General features: G+C 47.8%; 21 protein-coding genes. 10 read left to right on the top strand and 11 right to left on the bottom strand.

All coding sequences use genetic code 11. The features are described from left to right. Positions 1-90: 90 nt before the first annotated feature. The 6 genes from FD01_RS04175 to FD01_RS15990 form a co-directional block, all read right to left on the bottom strand. Positions 91-822: a metal ABC transporter ATP-binding protein gene (locus FD01_RS04175; protein ID WP_056962771.1), complete on the bottom strand. Its 732-nt coding sequence runs from the start codon at positions 820-822 to the stop codon at positions 91-93. A gap of 579 nt (positions 823-1,401) precedes the next feature. Beyond that, positions 1,402-2,421, bottom strand: coding sequence for a DNA glycosylase AlkZ-like family protein (locus FD01_RS04180; protein WP_054715970.1), 1,020 nt, complete (start codon positions 2,419-2,421; stop codon positions 1,402-1,404). Further along, entirely contained in the window at positions 2,414-3,070 is a 657-nt protein-coding gene (locus tag FD01_RS04185) for a TetR/AcrR family transcriptional regulator (protein WP_056962773.1), read from the bottom strand. The genes FD01_RS04180 and FD01_RS04185 overlap by 8 nt, the downstream gene beginning before the upstream one ends. Positions 3,071-3,137: 67 nt before the next feature. Further along, a complete protein-coding gene (locus FD01_RS04190) occupies positions 3,138-4,760 on the bottom strand; it encodes an ABC transporter permease (RefSeq protein WP_056962775.1) in 1,623 nt (540 codons plus the stop codon). Between the two features lies 1 nt (position 4,761). Continuing rightward, positions 4,762-5,655, bottom strand: a complete 894-nt coding sequence (locus tag FD01_RS04195) for an ABC transporter ATP-binding protein (protein WP_404820840.1) — start codon at positions 5,653-5,655, stop codon at positions 4,762-4,764. Between the two features lie 154 nt (positions 5,656-5,809). Next, the gene (locus FD01_RS15990) at positions 5,810-5,980 is read right to left on the bottom strand and encodes a hypothetical protein (RefSeq protein ID WP_156647268.1); all 171 of its coding nucleotides are present in this window, start codon (positions 5,978-5,980) and stop codon (positions 5,810-5,812) included. Positions 5,981-6,102: 122 nt separating this feature from the next. Between FD01_RS15990 and FD01_RS04200 the strand changes: the two genes are divergently transcribed. The 3 genes from FD01_RS04200 to FD01_RS04210 are packed head-to-tail and all read left to right on the top strand — an operon-like array spanning position 6,103 to position 8,135. Continuing rightward, a complete protein-coding gene (locus tag FD01_RS04200) occupies positions 6,103-6,483 on the top strand; it encodes a hypothetical protein (protein WP_054715985.1) in 381 nt (126 codons plus the stop codon). Further along, positions 6,480-7,772: a Y-family DNA polymerase gene (locus FD01_RS04205; protein ID WP_056962779.1), complete on the top strand. Its 1,293-nt coding sequence runs from the start codon at positions 6,480-6,482 to the stop codon at positions 7,770-7,772. The genes FD01_RS04200 and FD01_RS04205 overlap by 4 nt, the downstream gene beginning before the upstream one ends. Before the next feature lie 12 nt (positions 7,773-7,784). Continuing rightward, positions 7,785-8,135 (top strand): hypothetical protein, encoded by a 351-nt coding sequence (locus FD01_RS04210; protein ID WP_056962781.1) that lies wholly within the window; start codon positions 7,785-7,787, stop codon positions 8,133-8,135. 81 nt (positions 8,136-8,216) lie between these two features. On the opposite strand, the gene ccpA is transcribed toward FD01_RS04210, so the two are convergent. After that, on the bottom strand, positions 8,217-9,218 hold the full coding sequence (gene ccpA / locus FD01_RS04215) for a catabolite control protein A (protein WP_056962783.1): 1,002 nt from the start codon (positions 9,216-9,218) through the stop codon (positions 8,217-8,219). A 202-nt stretch (positions 9,219-9,420) separates the two neighbouring features. Here ccpA and FD01_RS04220 point away from each other — a divergent pair, with 202 nt between their 5' ends. After that, on the top strand, positions 9,421-10,524 hold the full coding sequence (locus tag FD01_RS04220; RefSeq protein ID WP_054715997.1) for a M24 family metallopeptidase: 1,104 nt from the start codon (positions 9,421-9,423) through the stop codon (positions 10,522-10,524). Between the two features lie 84 nt (positions 10,525-10,608). Here the strand turns inward: FD01_RS04220 and FD01_RS04225 are convergent, their stop codons facing one another. Further along, on the bottom strand, positions 10,609-13,056 hold the full coding sequence (locus FD01_RS04225) for a transglycosylase domain-containing protein (protein WP_056962786.1): 2,448 nt from the start codon (positions 13,054-13,056) through the stop codon (positions 10,609-10,611). Between the two features lie 169 nt (positions 13,057-13,225). On the opposite strand from FD01_RS04225, the gene FD01_RS04230 reads away from it, so the two are divergent. Then, positions 13,226-13,906, top strand: a complete 681-nt coding sequence (locus tag FD01_RS04230; RefSeq protein ID WP_056962788.1) for a YjjG family noncanonical pyrimidine nucleotidase — start codon at positions 13,226-13,228, stop codon at positions 13,904-13,906. Positions 13,907-13,951: 45 nt separating this feature from the next. Here the strand turns inward: FD01_RS04230 and FD01_RS04235 are convergent, their stop codons facing one another. The 3 genes from FD01_RS04235 to FD01_RS04245 all read right to left on the bottom strand — a co-directional run bounded on the left by FD01_RS04235 (position 13,952) and on the right by FD01_RS04245 (position 17,554). Next, a complete protein-coding gene (locus tag FD01_RS04235) occupies positions 13,952-14,698 on the bottom strand; it encodes a biotin--[acetyl-CoA-carboxylase] ligase (RefSeq protein WP_056962790.1) in 747 nt (248 codons plus the stop codon). After that, on the bottom strand, positions 14,698-16,110 hold the full coding sequence (gene pepV, locus FD01_RS04240; protein ID WP_056962792.1) for a dipeptidase PepV: 1,413 nt from the start codon (positions 16,108-16,110) through the stop codon (positions 14,698-14,700). The genes FD01_RS04235 and pepV overlap by 1 nt, the downstream gene beginning before the upstream one ends. Before the next feature lie 112 nt (positions 16,111-16,222). Then, positions 16,223-17,554: a glycerophosphodiester phosphodiesterase gene (locus tag FD01_RS04245; RefSeq protein ID WP_056962794.1), complete on the bottom strand. Its 1,332-nt coding sequence runs from the start codon at positions 17,552-17,554 to the stop codon at positions 16,223-16,225. 48 nt (positions 17,555-17,602) lie between these two features. On the opposite strand from FD01_RS04245, the gene FD01_RS04250 reads away from it, so the two are divergent. The 5 genes from FD01_RS04250 (at position 17,603) to FD01_RS04270 (ending at position 20,615) form a co-directional block, all read left to right on the top strand. Next, a complete protein-coding gene (locus FD01_RS04250) occupies positions 17,603-17,917 on the top strand; it encodes a hypothetical protein (protein WP_054716009.1) in 315 nt (104 codons plus the stop codon). Beyond that, on the top strand, positions 17,910-18,986 hold the full coding sequence (locus FD01_RS04255; RefSeq protein ID WP_235802928.1) for a YibE/F family protein: 1,077 nt from the start codon (positions 17,910-17,912) through the stop codon (positions 18,984-18,986). The genes FD01_RS04250 and FD01_RS04255 overlap by 8 nt, the downstream gene beginning before the upstream one ends. Further along, the gene (locus FD01_RS04260; protein ID WP_056962797.1) at positions 18,983-19,717 is read left to right on the top strand and encodes a YibE/F family protein; all 735 of its coding nucleotides are present in this window, start codon (positions 18,983-18,985) and stop codon (positions 19,715-19,717) included. The genes FD01_RS04255 and FD01_RS04260 overlap by 4 nt, the downstream gene beginning before the upstream one ends. 1 nt (position 19,718) lies before the next feature. Next, a complete protein-coding gene (locus FD01_RS04265; RefSeq protein ID WP_056962799.1) occupies positions 19,719-20,312 on the top strand; it encodes a metallophosphoesterase in 594 nt (197 codons plus the stop codon). 63 nt (positions 20,313-20,375) lie between these two features. Then, on the top strand, positions 20,376-20,615 hold the full coding sequence (locus FD01_RS04270) for a hypothetical protein (protein ID WP_054716015.1): 240 nt from the start codon (positions 20,376-20,378) through the stop codon (positions 20,613-20,615). Positions 20,616-20,998: the final 383 nt, after the last annotated feature.

The following is a 20,998-nucleotide window of genomic DNA, read 5'->3' on the forward strand; positions in this document are numbered from 1 at the left end:
TTTTATTTTGTCTGAGTGCTAACGATAGTGGCTAACTTGATTGTAAAACGCGGGGTAAAAAGCCATATTGGCTCAAGGCATGAATAAAGTTCATCGGGCTTCCTCCGTAAATAACACTTGGGACAAGTCGCTGGAAAAGGCTTGGCTGATATTGGCCTGGGTGTAAACGTCAGCAGTTGGACCTGCCGCAACGATGCCATGGTTTAAAATCACCAAGTCGTCAAAATATTGGCTGACTTTATTTAAGTCATGATGGATCACGATAATGGTTTTGCCAGCTTGGCGCCATTCTTGCAAAATTGCCATGATGGCGGCTTCTGAATGCATATCGATGCCGACAAATGGTTCATCTAAAATGATGACGTCGGCATTTTGGACGATGGCGCGCGCCACAAAGACCCGTTGTAATTGCCCGCCAGACAAATTACCGATTTGGCGTTGGGCAAAATCGGCCAAGTTGACTTGTTGCAAGGCAGCATGCGCTTGTTGACGTTGCAGTTTGCCAGGAGTTTGCAGCAATCGCAAATGCGGGTAAGTGCCAGTGAGCACGACGTCAAAAACTGAAATCGGGAAGGTCAAATCAAGATCTTTGCGCTGCTCCACATAAGCGATTTGCTTGCGGTGGGCTAGAAATGGTTGACCGTTGTAGGTGACAGTACCACTACTTTTAATCAAGCCTAACATTTCTTTGATCAAGGTCGACTTGCCAGCACCGTTTGGCCCGATAATCCCAGTGATTTTACCTGGGGCAAAGGCTACTGACAAATCTTGAAAGACTGGGGTGGCATCATATGCCACGGTGAGCTGGTGTACGTTTAACATGGTTGCCTCCGTAAAGTTTAGGGGTAACTAACTATCTGAACCCAGTATACCTGAGAGGATAGTTTTGCACAAGCCACTTTATAGATAAGCACAAAAATACGAGCCGATCAGGATCAGTCAGCTCGTCATGGTACAGGAAATAGTCGCACTAGGCGACAGTTTTCCTTATGTACCTGGGCGTGCTAGCGGGTGACCGCCTACCCAGGCGAAAGTCAGGTATTATTGCTGTTTTTGTTTCAAGTGTGCCAAAACGCGGTGTGCGTTTTCGGTCTGCACCAGTGCATAGGTGGCACGCCGCTTGGTAGGTCGACCGACGCCGCCAAACGTAGATTCCTCACCGAGAGTTGCGTTTAGTGCGGCCGCACCCCAAAGTCTCCGTGGTTCATCTTGACTATAAGATAGCAGTAAAAGAAATCGAATTCAATCACAAAAATGGTGTGAATATGAGCAGGCGCCCACACCTAAACTCGTTGTTACAACAGTGAGAAAAATAAAATTTAATTCATCTTCAAATAACAAAAATCACAAAATTATGGCCTAAAAAAGCTGATCAACAAAATCGTTGATCAGCATAGTGGCTTAAAGTACGAGCGTTAATCCGAGAAAATTCGCAACGCGCTGCAGCTTGGCGATGACTTGATCTTGTTGAGTGTTAGACACAGTTTCCCAATAATCCAAGGTTGTGATCATCCGTTTACCTTGGACTTTGAAATGCCAATTGCCAACCACGGCGCCATTGAGGATCACGATCGGATTCAAGCTGCCATTGACCGTCCATAATTGGCGCTCATGATCAGCACTGACAAGCCAACGTTTATCGACGTATCCGGTTAAAGCAGCGTCAAACCCTGACGTTAAAATCACTTCCGGCAAGTGAATCGGCGTTGGTGTTTCCAGCATGAAATTGTCATACTCACAAGCGACCCAGTGACGCGACGCCTTTTGCCATAAAGGTCTCACGCGGCTGATCGACAGTCCCGCCCATTTACAAAAGTCGAGCAGGTTGGCTGGACCAAATCCGGCTAAGTACCGTGGCATGAGCGCCTCGATGGCTTCAGTACTTGAAAGTAACGTCGGCTGTTGCACCTGTAGCTCGTATCGATTGCCAGATTTAGGCACAAAGGTGAACGCACCAGTACGCGCTACCAGCTGGAAAATCGTATAGCGCTCTTGGCTCAATAATGGCCGATGCGCTAATTCATCAAGCTGTGCATTGACGTCAGCTTTACTCAGGTGATCAACTGTGGCCAATCGTTGGGTCAAACTTAGCGCCAAGTGTTCAAAGAAATCTTGTTGGCCTTGAAAGTATTGTGTGGGCAACTGTTCGTCTAAGCGAGCGGCGATTACTAATGCCCAATCTTCTAAAGTCAGCAATTGATAAGTCCAGCGCTGAGCCCAGGTGCGCACAATGTCGCCATTGGCATAGGCATTTAATAATTCGGTACGGTTCAAATCAGGAACTTGTAAGGCTAAACCCACTTCGGCTTGGCGAAACTGTTGTGCCTGAACGCCAACGGTTTGGGTCAGTGCTTGTTGAAGCGAAACGGCGGGCTGGATCTTTCCTAACGAGGAGAAGCGTTGTGTCCGCAAATCAATCATGGTTGGCCTCAGGGTCTAAGAAGCCATACTCTAATACCCGCATGTACTTCATGACTTGGGCCATTACCGGATCAAAGTCATCGATTTGAATGTTGGGATTGTCGCGGATCATTTTCTTGGCCTGTTCACCGATCAAGTTTGTCATCATGGCGGTCATGTTGATGACTGTGTTGATATCAACGTCTTTACGCAAAGGCAGACGTTTGAGAATCGGCGTGATCATGTCCGGGACTTGCGTGTCAGTTAACGTATTCCAAATGGCATCGACTTTTGTGCGCAAACCTGCCGGCAAATTACCGACTTCGGCATAGGCTTGCATCGTTAACGCAAATTCATCCGGATAATCGATTTGCATTTGGATCTTGTAACGCAAGGCACGTTTGACCATTTCCTCCAAATCAGGGGAATCTTGCCAGACGGACATATCAGCGACTGCCATGATTTTGGCATAGGTACTACGAACGGTTTCTAAATATAAATTGGCTTTAGAATCAAAATAATTAAAGATCAATCCTTTGGACACATCAGCGGCTTGGGCGATGGCATCAGTTTTGGTGTCACGAAACCCATGATGGGCGAATTGATGCATTGCGGCATCGAGAATGCGGGCTTGTTTTTCAGGATCAATCGTTGGACGGGATTTTGCCATGGTAACTCCATTTCTTAACGTTTACACCAATAGCGTAGCAGGAATCGACCGGCTACGCTACGATAAATCAATTTTCTAATAAATCACGCCGACGGTAGGCGATATACCCAGCGAAGACTAAAATCACACCAAGCGCAGTCATCCAACCGGCAGTGCCCCAGTTAACGGCTTTGACTGGGACCGTGTTGACCCAACCAAAAGGCGTCAGTTGCGTGGCCCATCTGGGGAAGTTCATCAAGGCGCCTAAATACAAAGAGAAAAAGCCATATGCTGGTAAGACCCAAGCGATGGTTTGCAGTTTTGGCAATAACCCTGAAAGCAAGGCCCCAAAGCCAAAGCTGACGATCAAAGCCGGTGCAAAGCCCCAAAATCCGCGCATAAAGCGGACAAAACTCGGCATATTATCGCCCATAGAAGCAGCGCCTGCGACATACATCCCACAAACGGCTAAGAAGAAACTAGCTAAGGTGACGACGAGGCCGAATCCTGCAATGGCGAAGAATAAGTGGGCACGAGAGACGCTGCGAGCATGCAGTTGTTCAAAGTAGCCTTTGCGTTCATCGCCGTTCAGTCGAAACATAGTGATCAATCCGGGGATCACCGCCAATACGGCGAAAATGATCGTCAACTTATTGGCAAAAGACAACACGAGGGCGCGGTTTGCGGCATTAGTAGCAGTTGTACCGATCAATTTTGCCATCATTGGATTAGATTTCAATAAATCCCCAGCAGTGCCGAAAATTGAACCATAAGTGGCCCCGAGAATAAACAACCCAACCAGCCAAATAATGGTACTCGTGCGCTCCAAACGCGCAATCAAAGATAAAGGACCCGCTAAAAATACTGAAGCATGTTTGCGCCCTGCACGATCTGGTAATAAACCAGCGCCGACATCGCGTGTGGCGCCAACTAAAGTGGTGAGCGCCCCGATGATCACCGTCATCAATACCATCAGACCAACTGGGCCCCAGTTATTTTTGCCGTAGATATCGAGCTTTTCAATCCAGCCGTAAATCGTCCACCATGTATAATCAGGATTTTTAACATCAGTGCCCATGCGGATGACATACAACAAGCCCAGCCAGCTATAGCTTAAAATGGTGGCACCACGACTGGAATCTGCGACTTGGGCAAAAAGCAGGCTGAAGGCTCCAAACATCAGGCCAAACATCGCTAAACCGATGCCGAACAACCAGTTGCCGCCAGCGTTCATGCCAGTCATCCCACTGGCTTGTAACCCGAGTGCTTCTAAGACGCCAGCGATCACATTGATGATGACCAATTCTAAAATCGCGGCAGTTAAAGCACTCGAGCGGCCAACACTGTGCGCGCGGATCAGTTCCAAAACACCAGAATCCTCATCAGCGCGAGTCGCATGTACCGCAAAATAAATATTCATCATGGCCACAAATAAGCCCATGAAAGTCATCATTTCTGCGGCATAAACGATGGCAACGGAATAAGGCGGCTTAGCAGTGAACGGCCCCATCAATGAGACCATTGCCGGCGTTTTTAACGTGGTGATAATGGTGGTCATCGCTTTTTTCGTACCGTATAAGCCGTCGAACTTCGCGGCAGCGCCTGCCATTAAACCGACTAAACCGATCAACCAAAAGACGATTTTCAACCAATCGCGGCGCAGATTTAAGCGCAGCAGTTGGCCGGTTTTTGCATAATGGGTTGAAAACATATCACGCCTCCTGATTGTAGTAGCGCAAGAAGAGATCTTCCAAAGTTGGTGGCGTACTTTGCAATTGCTTGATTTCAAGTGGCGCCAAAGCCGTCATCACGCTGGCAAGATTTTCCGAGTCCACAGCAAAAGTCGCTTTGTTGCCGGTTTGTTTGAAGCCGTGGACAGCAGGTAATTGTTGGATCGGCGCCAAGTCTTTGGCAGTGGTGACTGTGACTTGAGTGCGTGAAAGTTGGCGCATATCATCTAAAGTCCCAGTTTCAATGATCGCACCTGCACGAATGATGCCGATGCGATCACACATCCGCTCCACTTCGCTGAGAATATGGCTGGATAACAGCACGGATTTACCAGCTGCTTTTAACGATAAGACGTGCTTTTGGAAAACTTCTTCCATCAACGGATCCAGCCCTGAAGTGGGTTCGTCAAAAATATACAGATCTGCGTCAGTGGAAAAAGCGGCAATCAACGCGACTTTTTGCCGGTTCCCTTTGGAGTAAGTGCGATTTTTCTTGGACACATCCAATTCAAAGTCTTTGATCAACTCATCGGTGTGCGCCGAATGTTTTTGACCATTGAGCTTTAAGAATAAATCGATGGCTTCGCCGCCGGATAAATTCGGCCACAAATACACATCACCTGGGACATAGGCTAAGCGTTTGTGAATCGAAACGGCTTGGGACCACACGTCTTGACCAAAAATCGTGGCTTGGCCACCAGACTTTTTGAGGATGCCGAGCAATGTGCGGATCGTAGTGGATTTACCAGCACCGTTAGGCCCGATAAAGCCGAAAACCTCGCCAGGATAAACATCGAAGGTGATGTCTTTGAGGGCTTGAAACTTTCCGAAGTGTTTTTGTAAATGTTGGATCTGAACCACTGGCTGTGCCATAATGTGGCCTCCTTATGAAAAATGATTGCGTTAGATTTCATTGCGACTGTAGTGTATCACCGAGTGACTTGCTGGTCAATGACTTGCGAGTCAATTAAATTGTAAAAGTTTTGAACGCGGCAAAAACGCCTGTATACCAAGGCATACAGGCGTTTCATTAACCCTTAAAATGTAGCTTCAATAACCCTAAGCCAAGACTGGTGATGATCACTAAGCACCAAACTAACATCAGTGGTAGCCACTGGTACCATCCTGAAACTAAAGTGCCAACAAATACCAAACCAAACAGCCACCACCACAAGGTATGACCGAAAATTTTGCGTGCCATATTATATTTCCCTCCTCACTATATACATACGCAAAAAAGGGCAAAAAGATTTTTTCGAACAAACGTTCTTGAAATCTAAAAACGTTTGTTCGTATAATGGACGCATAAGGAAGGTGATCCAAATGGCATATGTGGTACCACGAGAATTATGGTTATACGATGATCGCGGCATGATGAATTGGATGGGGTGGTTGTTGTCTGATCATAGCGCCTTTATGGAACAAGCGGCCCACAATGATCAGCCGCAGCAAGCGTTGTCGGCAATGACTGATGCCGCAATCGACGGGACGCTGAAACAAGCCTTTGAAAAGCGTCAATTGGTGGCAATCCAGCTCAATCCAATGTGGGATACGGCTTATTTGCCAGAAGTGATCGGTTTGGTCGTCGGCTGCGATGACGGCAAGGTGTTTTTGCAAGCCCAAGATGGCGGCATGCAAACTTTATCGGTAACGGATATTCGGCATGTCCGCACCACCCAATCCAAGCATTGGTGGGCAGCATGAGTACGCCGCTTGATGACCCGAGACGCTTGCCGGTTCGAGACATTATGTGTATCGATTGCAAATCGTTTTATGCCAGTGTCGAAGCGATTCGCCGGGCCGAATACCCGCTGGCCGCCAAAAATGCCGTTTTATCGCGACCCGAGTCTGCAGGCGGTTTGATTTTGGCGGCATCGCCTGATACCAAATCGGATTATGGCGTGAAGTTAGGGACGCGTCAGTTCGAAATCCAGCCAGATATGGACATTCAAATCGTCGATCCGCATATGAGTGATTACATCAAAATCAATTACCAAATCAATGAGATCTACCGCAAGTTTACGGATGATGCGCATTGGTATGTGTATTCAATCGATGAATCGTTTATCGATGTGTCAGCGTCACATGAGTTATTTGGCGACAATTGGGCCATTGCCAAGGCCATTCGCAAGCAAGTGGAAGAAGCAACTGGCATTTTCACAACCGTTGGCATCGGGCCGAATCCGTTGATGGCCAAGCTTGCCTTAGATAATGAAGCCAAAGAGAAAGACCCATGGATCGCAGAGTGGGGTTACAAAGACGTGAGGCAGAAATTATGGCATATCCAGCCTTTGACTGATTTTTGGTCGATCGGCAATAAAACGGCGGCCAAACTCGAAGCCATGGGAATCTATTCGATCGAAGACCTAGCCCTCAGTGATCGCAAGCTGATCCATGATCGCTTCGGGATTTTAGGAGATGCGTTATACTTTCACGCTTGGGGGATCGATTACTCTGACTTAGCCCGGCGGTATTTGCCGCGCAGTGAAAATAAAGGCTATGGCAATTCACAAGTGTTGATGCGCGATTACACCACGATGGCTGATTTAGAAACGGTGTTGTCAGAAATCGCCGATCAAGTCGCCACGCGATTGCGCAAACATGGTGTCGTTGGAGAAGTCGTCGGCATTTCTGTTGGTTTTGCCGAGCCAGATGCTGAAGGTAAAACGCATTGGGGCGCGCAAACGCATATCGACCCGACGAATCGCACCGATGATCTGATTCGCGCTGTCCGCTATTTATTGCATAAAAAATGGCAAGGCAACGCGATCCGTAACGTTGGCGTGCGCGTCAATCGCATCAGTAAGCCTGCTACGATTCAAACCGATTTGTTTGAAGACTATGACCAATTAGAAGCTGAGCAGCGATTAGCCGCCAGCATCGATAAGATCCGTGATCGCTTCGGCTATAAAGCCATCGTGCGCGGCTATTCCAAGACCAAAGGCGGCACCGCTATCGATCGCTCAGGCTTAGTCGGCGGGCATGCTGGCTAGAAAGGAGTTTCAATGTTATTAGAATCGCGGCAATTGATCGCTAATTTTGATAAGTATTTTTTGCGCAAGTATAAGTGGCGCTATGTGTTGATGGTGGTGAATAATCACTATTTTGATCGGTATTCATTTTTCTTGCAGGCTTGGCGCTTTGGAGATGCCTTGCATTACAGCTATGATTTGATGGAAATGTCGCGCGATGAAGCGAAGTATCAGCAAGTGATGCAAGATTTGCGTGCCCACACCAAAATGCGCATCGAGTTTCGCGATACGCATGACCTTCAACATCCAGGGCGCGATATCGTCAATGATATGGTGCACGGGCATGGCACCAGTACCCACTACCATAATCAAAAGGCACAATAGTCGGACTTCGGCTTTGAAGTGAGGCATAAGCACTTCGAAGGCATAAAAAAATCAGGCACTTGGCCTGATTCTGTTTTAAAACTATTTGGTTGATTTGCGAGTGGTGATATCAAAGCCTAAGCGAATCGTCTTGGCATCGATTTCTTCTTTGTTCATCATCTTGGTCAACAAGCGCATGGCCACGGCACCGATATCATACAAAGGTTGGTCGATGGAGGTCATTTGTGGACGCGCCATTTCGGTCAGCTTGGTGTTGTTGAAAGTGATCAATTCAAAGTCGTCAGGAACGGAAACACCAGCATCAATGGCCCCATCTAAGACGCCAAAGGCTAATTCGTCGTCGCCAACTAAGGCCGCAGTGGCACCAGCTTTTTGCAATTGTTTGAAGATGGCCAAGCCAGCATGATAAGAAGCTTCGGATTCAAAGACTAAGGATTCGTCATAAGCCAACCCAGCTTTAGCCAAGGCATTCTTGTAGCCTTGCAAGCGGTATTCGCCGTTGATCGGTTGGCTCAAAGGCCCAGTGACCAAAGCGACTGCCTTGTTGCCAGAGTTGATCAATTGCGTGGTGGTTGCTTCAACGGCAGCGACGTAATCGATGTTGACGGAGCCGACTTGTTCGTCAGGGTCAACCGAGCCAGCCAATACGATTGGCGTCTTGGAGCGGGAGAATTCTTGGCGAATGTTGTCGGAAATATCATGGCCCATGTAGATCAAGCCATCAACTTGCTTGGCTAACAAGGTGTTGAGCACTTGGACTTCTTTTTGGGAGTTTTCATCAGAGTTTGCCAAAATGATGTTGTACTTGTACATGGTGGCGACATCATCGATCCCACGAGCCAAACTTGAGAAGAACATGTTGGTCACATCTGGGATGATTACGCCGACAGTGGTGGTTTTCTTAGAAGCCAAGCCGCGGGCAACCGCGTTTGGACGGTAGTCGAGTTTGTCGATCACTTCCAAGACTTTCTTGCGAGTTGCAGGCTTAACGTTCGGGTTCCCATTGACAACACGAGAAACCGTGGCCATGGAAACGTTGGCTTCACGGGCAACGTCATAAATCGTAATTGTTTGTTTTTCCATTATTTGTGTAGCTCCTTATTTCACAGTAGCAGTAAATACTTGCTTAATTTACAATCCACTCTAGCAAACTACCGTAAGGAATGCAAGCGTTTTACTGAATTTTTCAGAGAAAGTTTCATGGCCTTTTTTCAGAAAGCCGGTGTGACGGCTTTCATGGTATACTGGCAAAGTAAATAATTGTGAAAAAAGGAAGCGAGACTAGATGAATCAACAACTTCAAAACTTGCAACAATGGGTCCAAGACCAAGGCCTTGACGTGGCTTACATCTCAAATTTCACCAATATCAACTATTTCACGAACTTCTTTCAAGATCCGGAAGAACGCGTGACAGGCTTGTTCGTGTTTCCCGATCACGAACCTTTCTTGTTCACTCCAGCTTTATCCATTCAAGCGGTGAAAAAGGCCGGCTGGGATTACCCCGTATTTGGCTATCTCGACCATGAAGATCCGTTTGCGCTGATTGCGGATCACATTCGTGCAATCAATCCGAACCCATTAAAGTGGGGGATCGAAAAGCTCGACTTGGCGGTGCAAAAGTTTGAAGCCATCACCCGTCAGTTCCCACAAGCCAGTTTTCCAGCCGATGCTAGCTTAAAGATCCAAGAACTACAACTGATCAAAACGGATGCCGAACTGGAAATCATGAAAGTAGCCGGTCAACAAGCCGATGCTGCTTTTGCCGCTGGCTTTGCAGCGCTACAAGCAGGACGTTCAGAACAAGCAGTAGTCGCAGAAATCGAATATGCGATGATGAAACAAGGCGTCATGCATATGTCTTTTGACACCATTGTCCAAGCCGGGATGGATGCAGCTGACCCTCACGGTGGCCCTGAAGCGACGAAAGTCCAACCAGGCGAGTTAGTCTTGTTTGACCTTGGGACCAACAATCATGGCTATATGTCCGATGCGACGCGGACGGTAGCCTTTGGCGGATCGGTTTCACCTAAAGTGCGCGAGATCTTTGATGTGTGCTTAGAAGCGCAACTTACTGCGCAAGCCGCAGTCCGGCCAGGTTTGCGCGCCAGTGATTTAGATAAAATCGCCCGTGATGTGATCGAAAAAGCGGGTTATGGCGAATACTTTAACCATCGCTTAGGGCATGGCATCGGCATGTCGACGCATGAATTCCCATCGATCATGGCTAGCAATGACATGGAATTAGTTGAAGGGATGTGCTTCTCCATTGAACCTGGGATCTATATTCCTGGCGTGGCTGGGGTGCGGATCGAAGACTGTGTGCACGTCACGGCGACAGGTTGCGAACCATTCACGCATACGCCAAAAGAATTTCAAATCATTCAATAAAACTTGTGCGGCTACTGAAAATGGTAGCCGTATTTTTTTGCAAAAAAATCCCACCTCACCAGGATGGCGAAGCGGGATCAAAGCTTATTGATTGGTACTTGAGGTCGTTGATGTGGTGACTTTGCCGTAGCCGTTAGACTTTTTACCACCGGTGTATTCCCAGAACTGTTTGTAATTGGCAGCCGATCCGCCGATCGCAAATTCGCTGGTGGTGACGCCTGGCAAGTAGTCATTGTATAAGCTGGTGACGGTACCACCACTATTGGAAATGTTGTAGGACTTACCATTGTAGGTGACACTGCCGGTTTTTTCACCTGTGAGTTTGGAAACCGTGGCAGACTTCACAGTACTTGGCGCACTCATGCTTTGATCGGCTTTGAATTGACCTGGGATCACGCGATAAGCGGCATTGGCTAACTTCGCCCAGTAAGCCAAGTTGGTGTTGGAAGCGGAGCTGGACAAGTTATACGACGTGCCATTGGCATTGTCGTAGCCGATCCATGAAGCCAAAGTGACGCCAGGTGTGGCGCCGACGAACCAAATATCTTTGTAATCGTTGGATGTCCCAGTTTTACCGATCAAGTTGTTGGTGTTAAAACTCAATTGATAATTCAAGCTGGCAGCTGTGCCTTTGGCGACGACTTGATGCATCATTTGTTGCATGATGTACGTCGTGGCTGGCGAAAAGACGCGGGTGTTGGCGGTTTTGTGTTGGTAGATCACATTACCACCAGGATCGACGATTTTATCGATGACGTAAGCATCAGTGTGATTCCCATTGTTTTCAAAGGTGGTATAAGCACTGGCTTGATCTTCAACGGAAACCCCGTAGTCGGTCCCTCCAAGTGCTAAGCCGAGTTGTGAGTAGTCATTGGCAGTTAAGGTGTTGATACCAGCTTTGGTGAGATAAGATTTGATGTTGGCTTTTTGGCGAACATCGTTGTACAAGTTGACCGCTGGGATGTTGTAGGATTGTGCTAACGCATCCGTGGCAGAAATGAACTTGTTTTGAATTTGACCGCCGTAATCGGTAACGGAGTAGTTGGTGAAGTTGGTTTTAAAATCAGCCAACATGGTTTGCGAGCCGATCAAATGATTTTCAATCGCAGGGCCGTAAACCGCCAATGGTTTGATCGAAGAACCAGGACTGCGGGTGGTGTAAATATGGTTCAATTCACCACTGACCCCACCGACAAAGCCGATCACCGCGCCGGTAGTGTTGTTCAATAAGACGGAGCCGTTTTGGACCGGTTCAGAATCAGTGACATACTCACCAGTTTCGGGATCGATTTCGCTAGAAGTATAGGTGTAGCCAAGATCAGCATTCTTCACCACTGACTGCATCGAATCATATACGGATTTGTTGACTGTGGAGTGGATCTGATAGCCTTTGGTGGTTAACAGATTTTGGGCATCGTCGAGATATTGATGATCTAACGCGGTATCTTTATCTAAATCAGCTTGCGTGTGGCCATCTTGTTTGGCTAATTGTAAGGCCAAAATGGATTTGGCTTCAGCAGTGACCATGTTGTACACGTAAGCGTACTTGGTGGTGTCATCATCATTGGTCGTATCATGACCTTTGAAGTCTGCTTTTAAGTCAAATTTCTTGGCATCTTGATACTCTTTTTTGGTGATGGCGCCGCTGCGATACATCCGGAACAACACCGTATGTTGCCGTGAGATCCCAGCAGAGAGATCTGACTTCAAGGAGCCGTTGACGGTGTATGGAGTATAAACGGAAGGACTTTGAGGCAAGCCGGCAATAAAGGCAGATTCAGGCAAGTTCAAGTCTTTGGCATCTTTGCCGAATAACCCTTTGGCCGCAGTTTGCACCCCGGCGATGTTTTGACCTTTGTTGTTGCGACCTAACGTGACAATGTTTAAGTACGATTGCAAAATGTTCTTCTTGGAAAAGAAGTGATTGATGCGCAAGGCATACATGATTTCAGTGACTTTTCGCTTGAAGGTGGTTTCTGAACTGAGAAACTGCAATTTGACCACTTGTTGGGTCAACGTCGAGCCCCCGGTTTGGCTGCCGACACCAGAGAATTCAGAAAAAACCGCCCGGATCACGGACTTCGGCGAAACCCCTGAGTTGGTGTAAAAGTCGGAATCTTCAGTGGCGATGATCGCTTTTTGTACCCAAGGGGAAATGTCTGAGAGATTCACAGTGTCGCGAATCAAGTCTGATTTCACATGGGCTAATTCCACATTATCAACAAAATATAAGTTGGTTGACTGATCGACGTTACTTAACGTGCGGGCCATGGCCGTTTTGCTTGGCACTGACGTATTGGAAACGATTGCCGCAAAGTAGCCGGCCAACAAACCGATCCCAAACACGCCGCCGATCGCGATCACAGCAACTGCATAATAAACGATTGTTTTAAAGGCTTGCAAAACAATGTCTAAATACAGCGGCCAGGTTTTGGTCGATAACGCCGGAAGAGCTTGTTCATTTTTATTGGGCCGGACACGGGTGTTGAGCCGAGTGATCAGCGCATGCCACCAGTTTTTTGGCGTCTTCACATTTTTCCCACCTTTTAAAATTGTGCAATATGGCTCATTTTATCATTAGATTGTGGTAAACACCATTAAAGGTCAAACACCGTCCAGTTACAGTATTTTTACAGCTAGACGAACCACTGGCGGCGTGGTAGCGTTAAAGCATGCACCACGGCAAGGAGGCCACCCACGTATGTACCGCAATTTATTTTTTGATGTCGACGATACGCTGTTAGATTTTGAAGCTGGCGAGCTGAAAAGCCTGCAGGCAACATTTGAAAAACATCATATTGATTATACTGACAAATTAGAAAAAACATATTTAGGCATCAACGCTGAACTATGGCGCCAATACGAAAAAGGCACGATCACCCGTGAACAGATTTTTTATAAACGCATGCGGCAATTATTCAAGCAGTTGGCCTTACTCGGCGATCCTGAAGCCGTCGAAAAAGACTACTTCACCTTGGTCAACCGCCAAGCCGTGCTGATTCCACGGGTTGAAGCAACACTTGAAGCTTTGCGTGATTATCATTTATATATTGTGTCCAACGGCTTTGAATCGGCGCAGCGTTATCGCCTGACGAAAAGTCATTTGATTGATTATTTCGATGATATCTTCGTGTCCGATACCATTGGGGCGCCGAAGCCGACCAAAGCCTTCTTTGATTATGTCGCTAAGCGCACGCCGAACTTCAACCCGCAAACCAGCTTGATCATTGGCGATTCATTGACATCTGATATTCAAGGCGGGCGCAATGCACACATGGATACGGCATGGTTCAACCCGCATTTTAACGCCAATCACGGCCCGATTTATTCAACTTATACTTTCAACGATTTCAGCGACTTATTGCAGATTGTGAAAGCTTAGACCAAATAAAAAGCTGCCTCGAAAAAATCGAGACAGCTTTTGGCGTTAATGCAGGCGAATCGAGCCGCTATTAAGGGTTTGAATCCCGTGATCAGTGGCTAAAATCAATGCCCCATCATCGGCAAACCCTTGAACCACGCCAGTTAACGGATGGTTTAAGCCCATCACATCTACTTGGCGATTCAGCCAAGCGGCGTGTTGGCGAAAAGTCGGCATGATCGTTTCAGGATGTTGAAGCAACTGATCGAAGTGGGTCAACCATGAAGCCACCAGTGACAAGCGCGCGTCTGTGGTTGGGGCTTGTTTGAGCAAGGTGCCAACCGGTAAGTCGATGGGAACGTCTGGAGCATTAGCCGCTGGGGCAATATTGACGCCCACGCCGATCAACACTTGCCCATTTTCTAAACGATTAGCTAAAATGCCCGCCACTTTTTGATCACCGATCAAGACATCGTTGACCCACTTGATGGTGGTGGTCACGCCAAACAAGGCAAACGCCGCTTGCGTTAAGGCAACGCCAGCAGCTGGGGTGATCAAACTCAAATGCTGTTCGGCTAGGCCAAAGCCGCCGTATGTGAAGTAAATACCAGTGTGCGCTGGTGAGAAAAAGGCTTTGCCACGGCGGCCGACGCCTTGGGTTTGTTCACCAGCTATCAGTAATTGCTGATGAGACTCATGCAATAAGTTTGCTGCCATGACCTGATTGGTTGACGTGGTGCGTGCAACGCAAGTCACCTCAAGCGACTGAAATTGTTGCGGGAGTGCTTGTTTCAAATCTTGAGCGGTGAACATTAGATGGCCTCAGTTTGAGTCAAGCGGTAAATCGCATCAGCATAAATCGCCACAGCATGCATGATATCTTCAATCGGCATATATTCATTGGCTTGATGCATCACGTTTTCCCGCCCTGGCATCATCGCCCCAAAGGCGACACCGCGCTTCATGATGCGCCCATAAGTGCCACCGCCGATGGATTGTTCGCGCCCATCGTGGCCGGTGTGATCTTGATAGACTTGCAGCAACGTTTTGACCAAAGGATCATCGCCGGAAACATAATGCGGGGTGTGACCAGCTTCTGTGATCGAAACCGTCACGGCGTCGCCTAAGGCTTGTTGCATCTTGGCTTGAATCGTAGCCAAATCGATACCTTGTGGGTAGCGGACGTTAATGGCAATGGTTTGTTCGCCGTTTGGTCGGAAGGTGAATAAGTCGGCACTGGCAGTCAAATCACCCATGATCGCATCGCTAAAAGCGATGTCCAAGTGGTGACCGCGAGAGTCATTGTGCAAGTGATCGGTGATGGTTTGTAAATATAAATGCCCAGCCGGATCATCGACCCAAGGTGCTAATAATGTGGCCAAATGCGTTGCGGCGTTGATGCCGGCATTGGGTTCAAGTGCATGCGCGCCAAAGCCGATGGCAGTGAACTGAACACCATCAGCAGTATCAGCATAACTGATTTTGACGTTGTTAGCCTCAGCATAGGCATCGCTTTGGGCTTGCCAATCGTCTGGTAAGTTGCCAGTTAATGAGGCAGTAGCCGCTTGTGGCACCATGTTGACGCGCAAGCCAGCATCAAAAGCGGTCATGCTGGTGTGGCCGCTGGTAGGTTGCGCGGCGAAGGTAAGCGTCAAGGAGCTGATGCCTTTTTCACCATTGATGATCGGAAATTCAGCGTCAGGGGAGAAACCATAATCAGGCATGGCTTGTGTGGCTTGATAGCGATCCATCCCATACCAGTTGGATTCTTCGTCAGTGCCGATAATAAATTGAACGGTTTGTTTTGGGGTGATGCCTTGATCTTTCAATAAGCGCAAGGCGTAATAGGCGGCTAAGGTCGGGCCTTTGTCGTCAGCACTGCCGCGGCCATAAATGCGACCAGCTTGAATTTTAGCGACAAACGGATCACTGTCCCAACCATCACCTGCCGGCACCACGTCCACATGGCCGAGTAAGCCTAATTTCGTGTCACCTTGGCCGAAGCTGATGCGGCCAGCAACATTTTCCACATTAAAGGTGTCAAAGCCATCGCGTTGCGCGATTTCCAGCATGGCGTTTAAGGCTTGAGCTGGTGCTGGGCCCAATGGTGCGTCAGCAGTTTTATGTTCAACATCGCGTACAGAGGGGATTGCGATCAAGGTTTTGAGATCTGTTAACAAGTCGCGTTCATAGCTTGCGGCCAGTTTTTGCCAATCGATTGTCATGTGATTTTCCGCCTTTTTATTTGATACTTCCACGATAACAGATTTTTGAAGTGCTGGCTATTTTTGTGAAGCGCAAACAAAAAGCCTCACCATCAGCAGTGAGACGCATAGGTTAGACACTTAAGCCTAATGCATTGAAGTTTAAAATATCCAGATCGGTTTGGCCTAAGCTCAATTGCGGGCGTTGCAAGGTGGTGACCGTGTTGAACTGGTAGAGCCACAACCGTGCTTCGTTTAAATGTAGGTGAATTTGCAAATGCTTGGCTTCCACCCAACCGGATTTGGTTTGACACCAAACTTGTTCGCCGTGTAATTTGACTGCGGTGATCGTCACTGTCGATCCGGTCGCTAAGGTACTATGTTGCGCACTTTGGGCACTGGACGTCACGCGGGTTGGGACCTGCCAAGTATGTTTTGCACGCACGGTGGCGGGTTGATCGACCAATAGTTGCGCCCAACCAGCCATCGGCGCCAAGTTTAAGGTGTCAGCTGGCACAAACGCGTTAGTGGCGATTTGGTCATACGTCACACCTTGCGAGCGAATCGATTTCATCACGGTGAAGGTTTCGTTAGGCGCAATTGTTTGTTTGCGTAGGTGTGGCATATACGGGTTTTCGTAAACGGGTAACGCTTGTGTCGAGTTGTTGGTGGCTAACGCATCGACTGGATGACTTTGGGCATCATGGGTCAACAATTGATATTGATGCGCGAGCCCTGGATAGTTGGTGACCACGCCATCGATGGGAATGTTGGATAACCAGCGCCATTTGGCCGCATTTTCGTTCATTTCATCCCAGACATAAACTTTTTGGCCGATATGATGGAGATCAGACACCAATTTTTCTGTGACTAACGTTGAGGAGATATTGATGCCAGTCACGTAAGGGAAGACGGCGAAAGTGATCCGCTTCAAGGAGCCGACGATGAAGATCCGTGGGACGTTTGGCAAGAGCTTTTGCAGACGCTTCAGGGATTTCAACGAAAACGAATGAAACATCACCCGATTTTCCATGTGGTATTGTTTCACTAAAGCGGCAATACGTTGTTCCATTTGCGGATGCGGGACGCCTTTTTCAATTTTGGTTTCGATCAAGAACTTCGCATTAGATTGTTGATAATGTGTAAAAAGGGCTTGGAGGCTGTGAATCGCTTCGCCATTTTTGGTATGATATTGCTGGATTTGTGAATAATTGGAACTGGCAATGGTGACGTCCGATCCTGTGGTGCGCAACAGCGTGGGATCATGTTGGATCACCAGCGTCCCGTCTTTGGCGACTTGCACGTCAAGTTCCACATAATCAGCGCCAGCAGCAAACGCGGCGGAATCAGATTGAAACGTTTCTTCTGGATAAGTGAGCGGATCACCACGATGGCCGACGACAACAAAGCCTGAACAACAAGCCCAAAGCGACAGCCACAAAGTGATGAGCAAAGTTTTTGACATCGTAAGCTCCTTTGTGGGTTTCAAATAATCAATAAGAAGAGGGATAACATGGCTGAAGAGAATCAAGTATTTGATCTCATTCAAGAAATTACCTTGAATGATGGCACCCGGTATTATGAATTAGGGAATATTTTAATGAATGGCCGCGCGGAAAAAGCAGTCATGAAGCACTTGATCAAGTATGTGCGCATCATGCAACTGAACATTCCTCATTCTACCGCAGTGCGCAAGTATGAAAGCTACATCAACGACCATTATACTATGCCACCCTTTGATTTGGACCATTGGGAACAGTGGGACAAGCCAGCCGGCCCGGTCAAAGACGCTTATGACGAGATCCTCAGGCAAAATCACATTGGTTAAGGGTTTATTAAAATGGTTGTGGCCACTGGTCGCTTTTGCTTTAGTGTTTGTCGGTGCACAATTTGATGCGGATTTATACCAAAAGCCGATTGCGCGAGTGACTGCGGCCAAAACCATTAAAACCGTGGCGCAAACCGATAATTTTGAAAACCATGATCACGTTGATACGCAAGCGCTGACCGCTAAGCTGCTCAATACCAAAAATCGTGGTCAGATTCTGCATTTGCGTAATACGTACTCATTTAGTGGCGCTGAAGATGCCAAGCTCGGTGTCGGTTCGCAGGTTTTCTTATCCAAAAATGCCGCCAATCATTTCACCATTTCAGGTATCAAGCGCGATGCGATTTTGTTGGGCTTGGTGGCGGCCACAGTGGTGCTACTGGGCTTGATCATGAAAAAGCATTTGTGGTTGACGTTAGCGTCGCTTGGTGCGAATGCGATCGTCTTTATCTTGGCCTTACATGTGGAAATCGCTAGTCATCAAGTATTGGCCTTTTGTTTGTTTAGCCTAGTCGCGATTGCTTTTGCAGTGATCACGACGTTGTTTGTGGTCGGGTTTAAACCGCTGGCTGTAGTGGTAAGCTTGGCCACGATTTTAGCCACTGGTCTTGGTGTGGCGTTAGGTTATGCGATTTTTACGGTAACTAATTATCGCGGGTTGCATTTGGAAACCGTCAATTACGTCACCCAAGCACCTCAATTATTGTTTTTCGTCCAAATTATTATCGGCTCACTGGGCGCAGTGTTGGATGAAAGCTCAGATATTGCCGTGGCGATTTTTCAATTACAAGATGGGGCCAAGGCCCGTTTTCAAGCGGGGATGGCCATTGGGCGTAATGTGATGGGGCCATTGATTGCGGTATTGTTTATGATTTTTATTGCTGGGACGTTCAACGAAGCCGTGTTGTGGTTGCGCAATGATAATGCGATTGCCACCACTGTGAGTTGGGTGATGGGCTTAGGTTTTGCGCAATCATTGATTTCAGCGTTTGGGATTGTGCTGGCAATTCCGTTGACCAGTGGGTTGGCAGCGTTGGCGGCAGGTGTTGAGAGAAGGCGAACAGCATGAATGCAATGGTTGGTTTAGTGCTTGCCTTGTTGATTTTGATGGTACTCGTCGGCGGCCGGCAAGGGATCAGTAATTTTTTGGCGCTAGCAATCAATACGTTTTTGATGATTGCAGCAGTGGTATTGATGGCTGGCGGGTTTTCACCAGTGGCCGTCGCGTTTGTGATCGGCTTATTAGTGCTGGCAACGACGATTTTTATGAGCACCAGCCATATCCAAGTCGCCGGACCGGCTTTTGTCGCTTCGTTATTGGTGATGGCAGGCGTGTTGATCGTGGTATTTTTAGGCGTGTGGTTATCCCAGACGTCAGGCTTTGGCCAAGAAGATTCAGAGGAGCTGGAAGGCTTTTCAGTATACATCGGCGTCAGTTTTCAACAGTTGATGATCGCGACAGGCCTGCTGGGCACTTTAGGCGCCATTGCCGAAGCGGCGTGTGCGGTCGCTGCTGGGGTGATCGAATTAGGGGATGCCGCGACATCTGATGGGTTGCGTGAAATTGAAACCACGATCATTGGCACGGCAATGAACACCTTATTTTTCGGCTTCTTTGGTGGCTTTTCGGCATTGTTCATTTGGTTTGCTCAGTTGAAATATCCGCTTTGGCAAATTTTGAACAACCAAATTTTCGTCGGTGAGCTCCTACAAGTTTTGTTTTCAGTGATCGCCGTGATTTTAACGGTGCCAACCACCATGTGGGTCGTGCGCCGGCGGCAAAAAGGAATGGCAAAGTAAAATGAACTTTTTTATTGCAGATACCCATTTTTTCCATCGTGATTTACTCGGGCAAAATGATTTCGCGCCACGGTTATTTGATTCCGTTGACGCGATGAATGCCGCGATGATTCAGGCGTGGAATGCGCGCGTCGATGATAATGATGTGGTTTATCATTTAGGCGATATTGCGATGAATCCCGAAAATGTGCCCAGCGACCAAGCCGTGTTCGAGATTTTGTTGCAACTCAATGGGCGCATTCGCTTCATTAAAGGAAATCACGATTACCAAAGCCTGTTTAAGTTCTTGCACAAAAACGATCCGGGCTGGCACGGCCAGTTGAAATTTGAATTTCATCCAGTCGGGACGATCATCAAAGATGACCATACCCAATTCATTATGACCCATTACCCGATGTTGCTCGGCATCACCAAGCAAACCTTGAACTTGCACGGCCACATTCATCACAACATGGTACCGATCGCCGAGGACATTAACGTTGGCGTCGATGCCCCTGAGCGCGATTGGTTGTCGATTCCTTGGGGCAGTCCGTTATCGGCACAAGAGATCCACGAATTGTTTGCCATCAAACAAAAAATGCTAAAAAATCGATGATTTCACATTGATTTTTAATTTAATTCTCGATAAACTATCATTATACATCTAGGAGGTGGCATAATGGCAGCAGATGATGTTCAAGCGTTGCAAGCTTTACGCCGCGACGTGTTAGCAAGCACCCCGCCGCCAAATTTGGGGCAAGTGAATGGTTTGATCACTTTGGGGTTTCGTAAATTAGCCGGCAACGGATTTTCTGCGGCGTATTTTCACTTCAGCTTTTGGCCACAATTGCGACCATTGTTGCAGCCTACCGCCCAATCCACGTTAGCCACCAGGTTTGAAGCATTGGTTCAAGCCTGATTAAAAAAGTCGCTCAGTGGCGGCTTTTTTGATTGCTAACGATGTCCGGCATCATCAGTGGCTCATGCCGCCATCTGGCTCGTCGCTACATCGTGAGGGTCCTCGGCCGAGCTAACTTTTAATATTCGCGTTGCTCATATCAAAAGTGGCTCTCGACTTGCGGATTTCCATAGGCGGTAAACCACCAACGAAAATCTCACTATGCGTCGACGGCCAGCCTCCGTCCCAATTTCAAATCACTTCCACTCCGTTAGATTACTGACGCCAGACGGTTACGAAACGCGTAATGTCAACGTTGTGCGATCATTAATGTGGTGAAACATGTGATAACGTGAGCGTGCTTCATCGGAAGCTGGTTATAACATCGAAGAAAATCTGTGGGT

Source organism: Lacticaseibacillus manihotivorans DSM 13343 = JCM 12514 (genome assembly GCF_001435035.1).
GTDB lineage: Bacteria > Bacillota > Bacilli > Lactobacillales > Lactobacillaceae > Lacticaseibacillus > Lacticaseibacillus manihotivorans.